Source organism: Stenotrophomonas sp. FW305-3-2-15-E-LB1, from assembly GCF_058787375.1.
Window position 1 is genome coordinate 96740 of record NZ_JBYSZR010000013.1, and the last position, 15037, is coordinate 111776.

The 15037-nt window shown below is 68.0% G+C and carries 12 protein-coding genes; 5 read left to right on the forward strand and 7 right to left on the reverse strand.

Annotated elements, in window-relative coordinates:
- The first annotated feature begins 24 nt into the window (after window positions 1–24).
- Window positions 25–2673, forward strand: coding sequence for a hybrid sensor histidine kinase/response regulator (locus tag AC3WL7_RS11685; protein ID WP_492750354.1), 2649 nt, complete (start codon window positions 25–27; stop codon window positions 2671–2673).
- Between the two features lie 91 nt (window positions 2674–2764).
- The gene (locus tag AC3WL7_RS11690) at window positions 2765–3601 is read left to right on the forward strand and encodes an ankyrin repeat domain-containing protein (RefSeq protein WP_492750355.1); all 837 of its coding nucleotides are present in this window, start codon (window positions 2765–2767) and stop codon (window positions 3599–3601) included.
- A 79-nt stretch (window positions 3602–3680) separates the two neighbouring features.
- Here AC3WL7_RS11690 and AC3WL7_RS11695 read toward each other — a convergent pair whose 3' ends face one another.
- Genes AC3WL7_RS11695 through AC3WL7_RS11710 form a run of 4 tightly spaced genes read right to left on the reverse strand, consistent with a single transcriptional unit; the run spans window position 3681 to window position 7485 of the window.
- Entirely contained in the window at window positions 3681–4328 is a 648-nt protein-coding gene (locus AC3WL7_RS11695) for a response regulator (protein ID WP_079223223.1), read from the reverse strand.
- Between the two features lie 28 nt (window positions 4329–4356).
- Complete coding sequence (locus AC3WL7_RS11700) at window positions 4357–5412, reverse strand: ABC transporter substrate-binding protein (RefSeq protein ID WP_492750356.1); 1056 nt, start codon at window positions 5410–5412, stop codon at window positions 4357–4359.
- Window positions 5409–6800, reverse strand: coding sequence for a sensor histidine kinase N-terminal domain-containing protein (locus tag AC3WL7_RS11705; RefSeq protein WP_492750357.1), 1392 nt, complete (start codon window positions 6798–6800; stop codon window positions 5409–5411). The genes AC3WL7_RS11700 and AC3WL7_RS11705 overlap by 4 nt, the downstream gene beginning before the upstream one ends.
- Window positions 6793–7485 (reverse strand): response regulator transcription factor, encoded by a 693-nt coding sequence (locus tag AC3WL7_RS11710; protein ID WP_079223228.1) that lies wholly within the window; start codon window positions 7483–7485, stop codon window positions 6793–6795. Before AC3WL7_RS11710 ends, AC3WL7_RS11705 begins: the two co-directional genes overlap by 8 nt.
- 307 nt (window positions 7486–7792) lie before the next feature.
- Here AC3WL7_RS11710 and AC3WL7_RS11715 point away from each other — a divergent pair, with 307 nt between their 5' ends.
- Genes AC3WL7_RS11715 through phbB form a run of 3 tightly spaced genes read left to right on the forward strand, consistent with a single transcriptional unit; the run spans window position 7793 to window position 11079 of the window.
- The gene (locus AC3WL7_RS11715; RefSeq protein WP_079225366.1) at window positions 7793–8929 is read left to right on the forward strand and encodes an OprO/OprP family phosphate-selective porin; all 1137 of its coding nucleotides are present in this window, start codon (window positions 7793–7795) and stop codon (window positions 8927–8929) included.
- Window positions 8930–8984: 55 nt separating this feature from the next.
- On the forward strand, window positions 8985–10313 hold the full coding sequence (locus tag AC3WL7_RS11720; protein WP_492750362.1) for a CitMHS family transporter: 1329 nt from the start codon (window positions 8985–8987) through the stop codon (window positions 10311–10313).
- A 25-nt stretch (window positions 10314–10338) separates the two neighbouring features.
- Window positions 10339–11079, forward strand: coding sequence for an acetoacetyl-CoA reductase (phbB, locus tag AC3WL7_RS11725; RefSeq protein WP_079223230.1), 741 nt, complete (start codon window positions 10339–10341; stop codon window positions 11077–11079).
- 35 nt (window positions 11080–11114) lie between these two features.
- Here the strand turns inward: phbB and AC3WL7_RS11730 are convergent, their stop codons facing one another.
- The 3 genes from AC3WL7_RS11730 to AC3WL7_RS11740 all read right to left on the reverse strand — a co-directional run bounded on the left by AC3WL7_RS11730 (window position 11115) and on the right by AC3WL7_RS11740 (window position 14724).
- Complete coding sequence (locus tag AC3WL7_RS11730; protein WP_492750358.1) at window positions 11115–11774, reverse strand: DUF4274 domain-containing protein; 660 nt, start codon at window positions 11772–11774, stop codon at window positions 11115–11117.
- Window positions 11771–12223, reverse strand: a complete 453-nt coding sequence (locus AC3WL7_RS11735) for a DUF4274 domain-containing protein (RefSeq protein WP_492750359.1) — start codon at window positions 12221–12223, stop codon at window positions 11771–11773. The genes AC3WL7_RS11730 and AC3WL7_RS11735 overlap by 4 nt, the downstream gene beginning before the upstream one ends.
- A 212-nt stretch (window positions 12224–12435) precedes the next feature.
- Window positions 12436–14724, reverse strand: coding sequence for a TonB-dependent receptor (locus AC3WL7_RS11740; RefSeq protein WP_108747334.1), 2289 nt, complete (start codon window positions 14722–14724; stop codon window positions 12436–12438).
- Window positions 14725–15037 lie beyond the last annotated feature (313 nt).

Here is a 15037-nt window from a genome sequence, read left to right on the forward strand (position 1 = left end):
GCCGGCCCTGCGTAGACTGCCGCCATGTACTGGCTCAGCCGCCACCGGATGCTGTTGCTGACCATCGCGGTGATGGTCGGTGGCACCGTGCTGTGCGCGATCGCCGCTGGCCACTTCGCCTGGCGGCGGGCACTGGCCGCTGAAAGCAACCAGGTGCAGCGCCAGCTGCAGCTGTACGGCCAGGGCCTGCAACAGCGCATTGACCGCTTCGGCACCCTGCCGCAGGTGATGGCGCTGGACCCGGACCTGCTGCAGGCGCTGCGCGCGCCGTTGACACCGGCCGCAACGCAGCGCCTGAACCTCAAGCTGCAGCGCGCCAACCAGGTCACCCGCACCTCGACCCTCACCCTGGTCGGCCGCAATGGCGTGGCCGTGGCGGCCAGCAATTTCGACCAGCCCTCGACCAACGTCGGCGAGGACTACGCCTACCGCCCCTACTACCAGCAGGCACTGGCGCACGGCCGCGGCCGCTTCTACGGCATCGGCATGACCACCGGCGTGCCGGGCTACTTCATGTCCGAGGCGATCGTCGATGGCGATGGCCAGCGCATCGGCGTGATCGTCATCAAGATCGAGCTGTCCGCGTTGGAACAGGAATGGCTGGGCAGCCCCGACGTGGTACTGGCCAGCGACAACCATGATGTGGTGTTCCTGGCCAACCGCGATGAATGGCGCTACCGCCTGCTGCGCCCGCTGGGCGCAGACGAGCGCCGCGAGATGCTCGACGCCCGCCAGTACGCCGACCGTTCGCTGCAGCCGCTGCGCGTGCGCACCGAGGACGTGCTGGCCGATGGCGGGCGCATGGTGCGCCTGCTCGACCCGGCCCTGCCGCAGGCGATGCTGTGGCAGACACTGCCGCTGCCCGACGAGGACTGGAGCCTGCACCTGCTGCACGATGCCAGCGGTGCGGCCAGCGCGGGCCGCGCCGCCGCGATGGCCGGTGCCGCCGTCTGGCTGGCGCTGGGCTTCCTGGTGTTGTTCGTGCAGCAGCGCCGGCGCCTGTCGCGGCACCGCCAGCGCAGCCGCAGCGAGCTGGAAACCCTGCTCAAGCAGCACGCGCAGGAACTGCGCACCGCCCAGGATGGCCTGCTGCAGGCCGCCACCGATGCCGACAGTGGCCTCAGCCGCAGCCTGGAACACCTGCCGCAGGGCGTGGTCATCATCGACCGCGAACTGCGCCTGGTAGCATGGAATTCGCGCTACATCGAGCTGTTCCGCTTCCCGCAGGGGCTGGTCCGCGTGGGCCGGCCGATTGAAGAGCTGTTCCGCTTCAACGCCCGCCGCGGCCTGCTCGGCCCCGGTCCCATCGACGATGCCATCGAGCGCCGCCTGAACCACCTGCGCAGCGGCCGCCCGCACATGCGCGAAAGCGAGAAGGACGACGGCACGGTGCTGGAAATCCGCGGCAACCCCCTGCCCGACGGCGGCTTCGTCACCAGCTACGCGGACATCACCAGCTACAAGAACGCTGCGCGCGAACTGCGCTCGCTGGCCGATGCGCTGGAACACCGCGTGGCCGAGCGCACCCATGACCTGGACGAAGCACGCCGCGAAGCCGTGCAGGCCAACCGCTACAAGACCCGCTTCGTCGCCTCGGCGGTACACGACCTGCTGCAGCCGCTCAACGCCGCCCGCATGTTCGTCTCCGTGCTGCGCGCCCGCCTGAGCGGTGAGGCACGCGAACTGAGCGAGCACGTCGATGCCGCCCTGGCCGCGCAGGACGCCATCCTCAACAGCCTGCTGGACATCTCGCGGCTGGAATCAGGCTCGCTGCAGACCCGCGTGCGCACGTTCGCGCTGTCACCGCTGCTGGAAACCCTGGCCCGCGAGTTCGGCATCGCCGCACAGAGCCGCGGCCTGCAGCTGCACTGGGTCGACACGCGCGCGGTGGTGGTCAGCGACGAAGCCCTGCTGCGCCGCATCCTGCAGAACTTCCTGTCCAATGCGCTGCGCTACACGCCGCGCGGGCGCGTGCTGATCGGCTGCCGACGCGTGGGCGACCAGCTGCGCATCGAAGTGCACGACCAGGGGCCGGGCATTCCGGAAAGCCTGCAGGGCGAGATCTTCGAGGAATTCCGCCGCCTGAACGATGGCGTCGAACAGGAACGTGGCGCCGGCCTGGGCCTGGCCATCGTCGAACGCATCGGCCGCCTGCTCGGCCACCGCATCAGCCTGCGTTCCACCCTGGGCAAGGGCAGCGTGTTTGCAGTGAGCGTGGCGCTGGGCCATGCCGACGATGTGGCCGCGCCGGCACCGCCCCCCATGCTGGCGGCCGAACCGTCCGACGACAGCCCGCTGCGCCAGTGCCGGGTGTGGAGCATCGACGATGACCCGCGCGTGTGTGCGGCCACGCGTGCCCTGCTGGAGCGCTGGGGCTGCAACGTGGAGCTGGCCGATGGCCCGCAGGGCGCGCTGGAGATTGCCAGCGCACTGAACGTGCCGCAGTTGCTGCTGCTGGACGTGCGCATGGGCCAGTGGCACGGCCCGGATCTCTACGAAGCGTTGTGCACGCTGTGGCAGGCACGGCCGCCGGTGATCTTGGTGACTGCCGAGCGCGATGACGCGCTGAAAGCCCATGCGACCGAGCAGGGCTGGGGCTTCCTGCCCAAGCCGGTGCGACCGCCGGCGCTGCGCGCGTTGATGACGCAGATGCTGTTGCGGCATCGCGGGTAACGGAAATTGACGTTGCTCGTTGTAGCGCCGAGCCCACGCTCGGCTGCGTTGGCTACAATCGGCAGCCCTCCCTGAGCCAGGACGGCCGACCATGCCGAAATCCCCGAAGGCGGACGTTCCCGTTGATCTGTTTGCCGCTGCGTGCGCTGCCAACGCACGGGCAACGGCTGCTTTTCTTGCTGCAGGCGCGGATGTACACGCAGTGGATGCCTTTGGCTTCACCGCGCTGGAAAGGGCTGCATCCAGCCAGGACTGTGCGCCGATGGAAGACACCCTCGCGACCCTGCGCCTGCTGATCGATGCCGGCAGCCCGCTGGAGCACGTCGGCGCTGGCGGTCGCACCGCGTTGTATCTGGCGGCAGAGTTCTCGCCTGACAGTCCCGAAGCAGTGCAGCTGCTGATTGATGCCGGCGCTCGGCCGGATGTCTGCGATGGACACGGCAACCACATCGTGGAGAACGCCTGGTCTGCGCAGGTGAAGGCCTTGCTGTCCGCGCTGACCGGCCACGCCCTTCCCGAGGTCATCGTGCGCAAGCCGGACCGGAAGATGTCTGCCGCTGCATGGAAACTGGCACGGGCAAAGATCGATGCGGCGTTCGCTGTTCTGGAATCGGCTGGGATCGTCACCACCGGCGGCCGCGGCGATACCCGCGACGACGCTGCCGACGACACCAACGAGCTGTTCTGGCAACGCGGCGGCACGGACGCGGGCCTGCAAGGGTTCTGCTTCTATTCCGGCGATGACATGAAGCGCGCCAAGCGCACCAGCGATCTTTCCATTGGCTTCTGGGGCCCGCCCGACAGCGCTGCCATGGAGCGGATCGGCCAGGCCATCGTCGATGCCTTCGCCAGCGTGGGCCTGCCTGCCGAGTGGGACGGCACGGAGCGCATGCGCCCCTGTATCGACCTGCGTTCGATCAGCGCCTGACAGGAATCAGCCGAGCGTGGGCTCGGCGCTACACGGCTCAGCGTCAGCCGAGCGTGGGCTCGGCGCTGCAGGGAGCGGGTCAGATCCCGCCTGCGTCGCCTTCCGGCTCCAGTGCCTTCACCAGCACTGCGGCCTGGGTGCGGCTGTGGCACTCGAGCTTCTTCAGGATGGCGGTCACGTGTACCTTCACCGTGTTTTCGGCCAGGCCCAGTTCGTAGGCGATCTGCTTGTTGAGCAGGCCATCGGCCAGGCACAGCAGCACGCGGAACTGCTGCGGGGTGAGCTGGGCCAGCCGCGCGGCCAGCAGCGCATCGGACTCGCTGCGCTCCGGTGCCATCGCCGGGAACCACAGGCTGCCGTCGAGCACGGCCTGTACCGCCTGGCCGATGGTTTCGGCCGGGGCGGACTTGGGGATGAAGCCGGCCGCGCCGAACTGCTGGGCACGGCGGATCACCCGCGGGTGGTCGTTGGAGGAAAGGATCACCACCGGGATGTCCGGATGCGAGCCACGCACGTGCAGCAGCGCGGAGAAACCGTGCGCGCCGGGCATGGTCAGGTCCAGCAGCACCAGGTCCACCTCGGGCTGGGCGTCGAGGGCTTCGGCCAGGGCATCGGCGCTGGCCACCTCGCGCACCTGTGCCAGCGGCAGGCTCTGCCGCAGCGACTGCACCACCGCCGAACGCAGCAGCGGGTGGTCATCGGCGATCAGGATGGTGTATTCGCTCATGGCGCCATTGTACGTGCAGGCCGGCGGGTCAGCGCCCGGCCGGCTCCACGCTGCTGCGCCAGGCATCGAGGAACTGCCGGCGCTTCAGCGCGTCCAGGTACACCAGCAGCCCCGGGCCGAGCTGGATCGGGCGGCGGCTGCGGCCCGGTGCGTCGTCGCTGCGCGCATTGCCGGTGACGATCGGCATCAACCGCGCCTCGCGTGAAAGCACCTGCTGGCCACGCGGCGACAGCAGGTAATCGAGGAAACGCCGCGCTTCCTCCGGGTGCGGCCCGGTACGCGGAATCACCGCCGTGCGCAGCACCACCAGGGTGTAGTCCTCCGGCTCGACGATGGCCAGCGGCGCACCGCCATCGATGCGCGCCTGTGCGTACGAACCCAGCACGTTGTACACCAGCGACAGTTCGCCACTGGCGACCTTGTCCAGCAGCACGCCGGTGCGCTCCTCGCGCAGCACCGCGTTGTCGCCCAGCGCGCCCAGCAGCGCACCGGCGATGCTGCCGCGCTGCGCGTCCTGGGTGGCCAGCAGGTAGCCCACGCTGCTGCGCTCGATATCGTAGGTGCCGACCCTGCCGCGCAGCGGCGTACCCTCGGCGCGCAGCAGGTCCAGCAGCTGGCGGCGCGTATGCGGGGCCTTCGCGGCGGGCAGCCGCCGGGTGTTGTAGACCATCACCACCGGCTCGTAGCTGATGCCGAACGCCTCGCTGCGCCACTGCGCCCAGGCCGGCAGTGCGGCGGTCTGCGCCGAGCGGTGCGGCTGCGCGTGGCCGTCGTTCACCAGCTTGGTCTGCAGGTCCATGCCGCTGGAAATCAGCAAGTCCGGCGAGTCCGGCCCGGCACGGTCGTGCAGGTAACGCGCGTACAGATCCTGGGTGATGATGTCCTCGTACACCACTTCGGTGCCGGGGTGCAGGCGCTGGTAATCGGCGATGACCACGGCGAACACCTCGATATCGGTGCTGCCGTGGATGCGCAGCTGCGCGGTGGCCGGGCCCTGCGCGGCGAAGCGGCGTACATCGCCCGGTGCGGCCACGGCCGGCACGGCCAGCAGCAGGGCGAAGGCGGCGACGATCAGGCGGATCATGGGCTGCTCCGGGGCAGGCGGATGGTGGCGACCAGGCCGCCCTGTGGACGGTTGCTCAGGTCGATGTGGCCGCCATGGCTGTCGACCACGCGCTTGACGATGGCCAGGCCCAGACCGGCACCACCGGCGGGCGCGCCCTCGCCACGGGCGAAGCGCTCGAACACGCGCCCGGCATCGGCCGCGGCAATGCCGGCGCCATGGTCGGCAATGGTCAGCACGGCCTGCCCGCCTTCCACGGTCAGCGCAATCTGCAGCGCGCCGTCGCCGCCGTACTTCAATGCGTTGTCGACCAGGTTCTTGATCGCCTCGCGCAGCAGCAGCGCATCACCATGCACCTGCACCGGCTCGGCGGTCATCGCCAGCTGCACGCGCGGCGCAGGCCCCGCCTGTGGCAATGCTTCATGCAGGGCCTGGTGCACGGTCTCGGCCAGGTCCACCGCAGCAAACCGCTGCAGGTTGGAACGGTGGATCACGCTGGCATCGCTGAGCAGCTGGTTGAGCAGGCGGCTCATGTGGGTGGCATTGCGCTCGATGGCCTGCAGGCTGCGCCGCATGTCATCCGGGTCGTCATCGTCCAGTGCCAGCTGCGCCTGCGCACGCAGCGCGGCCAGCGGCGTGCGCATCTGGTGGGCGGCCTCGGCCATGAACGCACGCAGCGTCTCGTTGCTGCTGGACAGGCGTTCCATGAAGCGGTTCAGTGCGGCCACCATCTGGTCCATCTCGCGCGGCACGCGCGCATCCAGCGGCTTCAGGTCGGACGGCTCGCGGCGCGACAGCTCGCGTTCCACCCGCACCAGCGGCCGGAAGGCACGGTGCACGCCGAAGGCGACCAGGGCCAGCAGCAACAGCGACAGCACGCCGATGGCCAGCAGCGCGCGGTTGACCATGTCCTGCGCCAGCGCCTCGCGCGCACGGCGGGTCTGCCCGACCTGCACCTGCACCTCGCCCTGTGCGGAGGCTGCGGCGAAGCTGCGGCTGACCATCACGAAGCGCACGGTCTCGCCGCTGTAGCCTGCGTCGAACAGCTGCGGCTGCGTGCCGGGCCGGCGCGGTGGCGCGGGCAGATCGCCGTAGCCGGTGATGAGGTTGCCGCGGCTGTCGGCCACCCGGTAGAACACGCGGTCTTCCGGTGCCATCGCCAGCAGGTCCAGCGCGGCGTACGGCAGGTCCACCTGCCACTGGCCATCGACCAGCGCCACCGAATCGGCGATGGACAGGGCCGAGGACACCAGCAGGTGGTCGTAGGAACGGTTGGCGGCGCGCTGGCCGTAGTCGCGCGCAGCAAACAGCAGGGCCACCGCGAATACCGCCAGCAGCGTGCCGAGGTACAGCAGCAGGGTGCGCCGCAGCGATCCTGGCGCGGCCGCTGCGCTGCGCGCCTCAGCCATCGCCGTCACTGCTGCCGTCGCCGGCTTCTTCCAGCAGGTAGCCGACGCCCCGCACGGTGGTGATGCGCAGCGGTGCACCGGCCAGTTTTTTTCTCAGCCGCCCCACATACAGCTCGATGGCGTTCGGCCCCGCCTCGTCATCGAAGCCGAACAGGCCATTGCCGATCTCGTCCTTGCCCACCACCTGGCCCAGGCGGCCGACCAGGATTTCCAGCAGGCGGTATTCGCGGTTGGGCAGCTCGATCGGTTCGCCGTCGACGCTGACGCGGTGCGCAGCGTTGTCGAACTGGAAGCCGCCCACCTGCACCACTTCGCTGGCCTGGCCGCGCGCACGGCGCAGCAGCACGCGGCAGCGCGCTTCGAATTCGCGGAAGTCGAAGGGTTTCCCCAGGTAATCGTCTGCACCGACATCCAGTGCCTGCACGCGGTCCTCGATGCCATCACGCGCGGTCAGCATCAGCACCGGCGTGCTGTCGCCGCGCTCGCGCATGCCGGCCAGCACGCGCAGGCCATCCAGCTTGGGCAGGCCGATATCCAGCACCACCAGGTCGAAGCTCTGGTAGCGCAGCACGCTGGCGGCGGCCAGGCCGTCGGCCTGCCAGTCCACTGCGTGCCCGCTGCGGCGCATGCGGCGGATGATGGCATCGGCCAGATCCGGATTGTCTTCGACCAGCAGCAGGCGCATCGGCAGGCAATGGAGGAGATCGGGGGAAGCGAATGCTACCGCGTGCGGCGCGGTGGCGTGTGGCGGGCAAACCGCCAGGCATGGCCCGGCGCTACCGGGGCAGCGTCGCGGCGGTAGCGCCGGGCCGTGCCCGGCGAGCGCAGCGGCCCGTTTTACGCTGCACCGCACAAACCGCTGACAGGACGATGACAGCTACGGCAACCCAGACTGCGGCCGCGCACCATCCGGTGCCCACGATTGCCGCGCGCCCGGCGCGCACCTGGGAGGGTTTGTGGAACTGAAGTTTGCCTGGCAGCGCCCCGCCGCCATGATGGCCCTGGCTGCGCTGGCCGCGCCGGCCTTTGCGGAAGACGACCGGCCGGTCACCGCCACCGTCGGCGGCCGCCTGCACCTGGATTTCGCCACGTTCGACAACGACGACCGCGGCACCCCGAACAAGGACGACACCGAGATCCGCCGCGCCTGGCTGGACGTGTCGGGCAAGTTCTTCGTGGTCGATTACAAGGCCGAGGCGGACTTTTCCGGTGACCGCGTCGAGGCCAAGGATGTCTACCTCAGCCGCAGCTTCGGCAAGGCCGGCAAGCTGACGGTGGGCCAGTTCAAGCAGTACTTCTCGCTGGACGACCGCACCAGTTCCAACTACGGCAGCTTCCTGGAGCGCGGCAACGCCGGCACCACGCTGGCGCCGCTGTACCGCCTGGGCGCGTCCTGGCAGGCCAATCCGGGTGATTTCACCTGGGCCGCCAGCCTCTACAGCCTGGAGAGCATCGATGCCTGGCAGGTGAAGGGCCGCGCCGCCGGTGGCCGCGTCACCTGGGCCCCCTCGCCCAGCGATGGCGACGTGCTGCACCTGGGCCTGTCGCTGGCCCATGAGGCCTACGACAACCCCGGCAGCAACGGCACCCCGGGCCTGAAGATCCGCCCGCGCCCGGCCGGCCACCTGTCCGACGAAAGCCGCCTGACCCTGGTCGACTTCTCTGCCGGCCGCGATACCGACGTCAACAAGTGGTCGCTGGAATACGCGCAGGTGCGCGGCCCGCTGTCCTGGCAGGGTGAATTCAGCGGTGCCACCTTCGACGACGGCGCCCAGCGCGGCGATGTGATGGCCGCCTACGGCATGCTCAGCTGGTTCGTCACCGGCGAAAGCAAGGCCTACGACCGCAAGACCGGCCGCTTCGCCCGGGTGAAGGACATCCGCCACAAGGCCGGTGCCTTCGAAGTGGCGCTGCGCTACGACCAGATGTGGGGCGCCCAGCACCTCGACGGCGCGCCCGACCTGCGCCGCGGCAGCACCGCCGCCTGGACGCTGGGCGGCAACTGGTACCTGCGCGACAACCTGCGCTTCATGCTCGACCTGATCGAAAGCCGCAACCGTGACCGCCTGGCCGGGGTAACGCTGGACCGCACCCGCGCGGTCACCGGCCGCCTGCAGTTCGACTTCTGAGCCGCGCACTCCCTCCCCCCCTCTTCAACCGCAGTACGCAAGGAGTCCGCAGATGATGCTGAGCATCCTCGGCTTTGGCATGGTCATTACGTTCATGTACTTGATCATGAGCAAACGGCTGTCGCCGCTGGTCGCCCTGATCACCATCCCGATCATCTTCGCCCTGCTGGGCGGGTTTGGCGCCGACATCGACGAAATGATGCTGGAAGGCATCAAGAAGATCGCGCCGACCGGCGTGATGCTGATGTTCGCCATCCTCTACTTCGGCGTGATGATCGACGCGGGCCTGTTCGACCCGCTGGTGCGCATCATCCTGCGCTTCGTCAAGGGCGATCCGATGAAGATCGTGCTCGGCACCGCCGTGCTGGCGATGCTGATCTCGCTCGACGGCGATGGCTCCACCACCTACATGATCACCGTCTCGGCGATGCTGCCGCTGTACCAGCGCCTGGGCATGAACGCGCTGAACATGACCTGCGTGACCATCCTCGCCGGCGGCGTGATGAACCTGACCCCGTGGGGCGGCCCGACCGCACGCGCGGCCACCGCGCTGCACGTGGACCCGGCCGATGTGTTCGTGCCGTTGATCCCGTCGATGGTGATCGCCTGTGCCGGCGTGCTGCTGCTGGCCTGGTACCTGGGCATGAAGGAACGCCGCCGCCTGGGCGTGGTGACCCTGCCGCAGGGTGGCAGCTGGATGGACAACAGCGTGTCTGATGACAACAACGCGCTGCCGTCGGTGGAAGACGCCGAGGACATCAAGCGCCCGAAGCTGCTGTGGGTGAACCTGGCACTGACCCTGGCCCTGATGGGCGCGCTGATCGCCGGCGTGCTGCCGATGCCGGTGCTGTTCATGGTCGGCTTTGCCATCGCCCTGGTCATCAACTACCCGAACCTGGCCGAACAGCGCCGCCGCGTGGTCAACCACGCCGGCAACGTGCTGTCGGTGGTGGCGCTGATCTTCGCCGCGGGCATCTTCACCGGCATCCTCAACAACACCGGCATGGTCGAGGCGATGTCGCACAGCTTCCTGGCGATCATCCCCGAGTCGTGGGGCCCGTACCTGGCCGTCATCACCGCCATCGCGTCGATGCCGTTCACCTTCTTCATGTCCAACGACGCCTTCTACTTCGGCGTGCTGCCGATCCTGTCCGAGGCCGCCGGCAACTACGGCATCACCCCGGTGGAAATGGCCCGTGCCTCGCTGGCCGGGCAGCCGGTGCACCTGCTCAGTCCGCTGGTGCCGTCCACCTACCTATTGGTGGGCCTGGCCAAGGTCGAGTTCGCCGACCACCAGAAATTCACCCTGAAGTGGGCGATCGCCATCTCGCTGCTGTTGATGGTCGGCGGCCTGCTGTTCGGCCTGTATCCCTTCGCATCCTGATCCGGACACCAAGGAGCCTTCTGCAATGACGCTTCGAATCGCTTACGTCACCAGCGGCATGGGCAGTGTCGGCACTGCCATCTGCCAGAGCCTGGCCCGTTCGGGCCATACCGTGGTCGCCGGCTGCGCCCCCAACTCGCCGCGCAAGGCCAACTGGCTGCGCGAGCAGCGCGAACAGGGTTTCGACTTCATCGCCTCCGAAGGCAACGCCACCGACTGGGCATCCACCTCGGCGGCCTTCGCCAAGGTGCGCGCCGAAGTGGGCGAAGTGGACGTGCTGGTCAACAACTCCGGCGGCAGCCGCGACCTGCTGTTCCGGCAGATGACGGTGGAGGACTGGAATGCGGTGATCGCCTCCAACCTCAACGCGCTGTTCAACCTGACCAAGCAGGTGGTCGATGGCATGGCCACGCGCGGCTGGGGCCGCATCGTCAACATCGGTTCGGTCAGCGCCCACAAGGGCCAGATCGGCCAGGTGAACTACGCGACGGCCAAGGCGGCAATGCACGGTTTCAGCCGTGCCCTCGCTGCTGAAGTCGCTTCGCGCGGGGTCACCGTGAACACCTTGTCGCCCGGCTACATCGCCAGCCAGGCCATCAGCAGCTTCCCGCCGGACGTGCTGGACCGGCTGGCCGCCTCGGTGCCGGTACGCCGCCTGGGCCGGCCGGAGGAAGTGGCCGGCCTGGTGGCCTGGCTGGCCTCGGATGAAGCCTCGTATGTGACCGGTGCGGATTACCCGGTCAATGGTGGGTTGTACATGGGGTGAGGCGCCCATCCAAGGACGGCGTGGATCTACTGCTTCTACCCGCGGGCGTTCGCCAGCGCATCGGCGATGTCTTCGGGCAGGCCGCTGATGAAATCCACGTCGTCCGATTCCTGCACGATCTGGCCCGGGCGCGGCAGCCACATCAGGGCGGGAATCGCGCGCAGCACTTCCCGGCCCGGCCAGCGTGTAGGGAACCGTGGCCGGTTCCACTCCAGGTCGAAACCCAGCCCGTGATCCGCGTAGGCGCCTTCAGCCAGGCGCTGCTCGATCTGTCGCAACACCGCAGCGGTGTAGCGGTGCGACTCCGGCACATCCTCGATCGTGACGAACGGGACGTACCACGACGCGCCCAGGTTCCAGTAGAGCGCCAGTGCACTGGATGCCGCCAATGTCGGCTGGTCCAGCAGCCACTGCAGCGTATCTGACAGTGAGCTGGCCTCGGCGAACAGCATCACCTGGTGGCGTTGCTGCGGCGATGCCTGGCGCAGGAAGGACTCAAGTACCGGCCAGCCCGCATCCGATGCCGTCGCCAGCGGCGACAGCGTCGGTGGCACCGTTTCAGCATAGATGTCGACGTCGCCGGCCACTTCGTCGCCCAGGGCCGGGCCGCGATCAGGCTGCATCGCAGCGGCCAGGTCCTGCAGTTGTGCAGCCACGTCCAATGGCAGGCCGTCATCGAAGGTTTGGTCAATCACCTCCGCGAAAGGATCGACCGCCCGCGCGCCCACGACGGCGGCCAGCATGGCGTCCGGCACGGCACGGCACGGCGCATCGTCAGCCCGGGATGATGGCCCGCCGATGGGCCAGGCCAGTTGCACGGATCGAAGGCGAGCCCATGATCGGCATAGAAGCCAGCCAGATAGCGCTGCTCGATGCCCTGGACGATCGCGTAGGCATCGCGCTCATGCTCGGGCACGTCGCCATCGCTGGCGTACTGGGCAAACCAGGCTGCGCCCAGCGACCAGTACATCAGCAGGGCCGTCGCGCGATCAAGCTCGCTGCGCCCTGCCAGCCAGGCCAGCACCTCGGGGCTGTCGTCATGGTTGCGGCGCGCAACATAGATGTGACGCTGCGCTGGTGATGCCTGCAGCAGGTACTCCTGCAGCAGCGTGCGCGAGGCGCGTTCGTATTCGTCGGGGGGCAAGGGGAGGCTTCTCATGACTCAAGGGGCCTCTGCAGTCTAGCCGCCCCTGCCATCGGCGGACTGAGGCGCATCCACGCATGGCGTGGATCTACCGGGCAAACAACATCCACGCGCGGCGTGGATCTACCGGTCCGGCACCATCGGCGCGCGACGTGGAGGCACCAAGACCCGGTAGATCCACGCCACGCGTGGATGCGTTATCCCTGCCCGATTCAGAACTCCGCAGCCACCGTCATGAACACCTGGCGCGGTGCACTGGCATGGATGGCATAACGCGTGCCGGTCGGATCGGTCGGTGCGAACGAACTCAATTGGCCGGCGTAGCGCTTGTTGGTCAGGTTGGTCGCGTTCAACGACACGCGGATGTTACGCAGGCCCATGCCCGGGCCGAAGTCATAGCCGGCACCGGCATCGAAGGTGGTCACGCCCGGCACCGACTGGTCGTTGGTGTAGGTGTAGTAGCGCTTGCCGGTGTACTTGGCGCGCAGGCTGGCGAAGAAGCCATCGCGGTTCCAGCTGATCTCGCTGGACGCCATGCGCTGCGGCGTGTCCACGGTGATCTTGCCGGCCACCGGCACGATCGCACCGCCGGAGGTGTAGTCATCCTCGTAGGTGGTCTTGTTCCAGGACAGCGCGTTGTACCACTGCAGGCCGTCGACCGGCTTGAGAATGAATGTCAGCTCGGCGCCATGGCTCTTCACCGAACCCACGTTGATGAAGCGGGTGACGCACTCCGGGCGCGTACCGACTTCGATGCTCGAGCACGGGTTGAGCGACAGCAGGCGGTTGTCGAATTTCACGTTGTACGCGGCAATGGAGGCCTGGTACTTTTCGCCGAAGGTACGGAAGCCGGCTTCCAGACTCTTCGACTTTTCCGGTTCCAGCCCGGCGCTGGCCGCGAACGATTCCGGCGAGACCTGCAGCGGGCCGCCGCTGCCGCCGCCAACGAAGGCCGCGATGTTCTCGGCATACGAAGCAAACAGCTCATTGTTGGCGTTGAGCTTGAAGCCCAGGCCGACCTGCGGCAGCACCGATTCCTTGGCGGTCAGCGTGCCCGAGGCGATGCTGGTTTCCACGCCGGACTTTGCGGTGGCGCGCATGCGCGTGTTCGGGCTCTTGATGCCCACGTCCACGGTCAGGCGCTGGTCGAGGAAGCGCATGCGGTCCTGCACGTAGAACTGCTGCGTGCGGATGTCGAAGTCCTGGTTGAACAGCAGGCGGTCCGGGTTCTTCAGGTACAGATCATCCAGGAACGGGCCACTGATGTAGTAGAAATTACGCGACACGTTGTGGTCGTTCTGCTCGTACCACAGGCCGGCTTCCAGCTCGTGGATGCCCACCTGCCACGACAGCGCAGCGGTCAGGCCATCGCGGTTGATGGTGTAGTTGGTGCTGCGGATGGAGATCGGCAGCATCTGGTCGGTGCCCGGATAGGACGGCTGGCCCGGCGCCCACCAGTGGCCCTGGCCACGATTGTCATGGTGGTAGGCCACCAGTTTCAGGCGGCCCTGCTCACCCAGGCGCAGGTCGGCATCGACCGAGTACAGATTGTCATCGCGCAGCGCTCGGCTCTGGTAGTAGGCATCGTCGATGCTGTTGACGCCGCCACTGAACTGGCACTTGGCCGGATCGCGCGTACCGGGGGCGCACCAGGCGGCCGCGACGGCACGGTCCCAGTCCGGTGCGTAGATGTTCCAGTCCCAGCCCAAGCCGCGGTCCAGCATGTCCTTGGACAGGTAGGCGTAGTTGGCCTGGCTGGCGCGCGAGGTGGCGACGAACGCGCCGAAGCGGTGGTCGCCCACATTCCACACGGCCTTGGCGTTGAACTGGCGGGTGGTCTGGTTCTGGTACGGCGCGGCCCACATGTCCTGGTCCTGGTGCACGCCGGAGACATAGGCCGAGAAGCCGTTGATGTCGCCGGTATCCACGCGCAGGTAGCCGCGGCGCTGGTTGTCATCGCCCACGGTGACGCTGGCACGGCCGCCGAATTCGGTGGACGGGTCCATCGAGAAATACTGGATGGTGCCGCCGAGGTTGCTGGTGGAGGCGACGCCCAGTGAACCGATGCCCTGCGACAGTTCAGCACCGGCGAGGTTTTCGGCGATCAGTGCGCGGGCGATGCTCAGGCCGTTGTAGTTGCCGTAGCTGTTGTCGCCCAGCGGGATGCCATCGAGCGTGTAGCCGAGGCGGCTCTTGTCGAAGCCGCGCAGGCTGATGGTCTGCGATTCTTCGTTCGCACCGAAGGCATCGTTGGACTGCACCGAAACGCCCGGCAGGCGGTCGAGGATCTTCTGGCCGCTGGTGCCCGGCGGCAGCACCTGCTTGTCCACGGCGGTGATGCGCTGCACCTGGCGGGTTTCGCCCTGGCCGATGACGGACACGGTGTCGAGCGTCTGTGCGCTCAGCGCGGCGTCGGCGGTGGCATCGGTGGTTTCAGCGGCATGCGCGCTGGCGGCGGAAAGCGCGATCGCCACGGCGATCGTGAGGTGTCGGGTCTGCATGTGGATCCATTGCATGGGGGGAGTCCGCCGCGACTCGGCACGGCGCGCCGCCACTATGCGAATGGAAGATGAAATGTTTTTTACGAAGTGGCGCGGGTGTTGCGGGCAGTGACGCGCGTCTCGTTCGTGGGGTTTTTCGGCAGGGCTGCGCCCTGCACCCGCAGAAGCGGTAGTGCCGGCCGCTGGCCGGCAACTTCAGAAGCAAAAGCCTGCACTCCGTGGGATGGCGGGGTGGGTCCGGTTGCGGGGGACGCTGCAAGTACGTCCATGTAAGCTCGGTCGCCGCATCCATGCGGCTCACGCCCCCGCAACC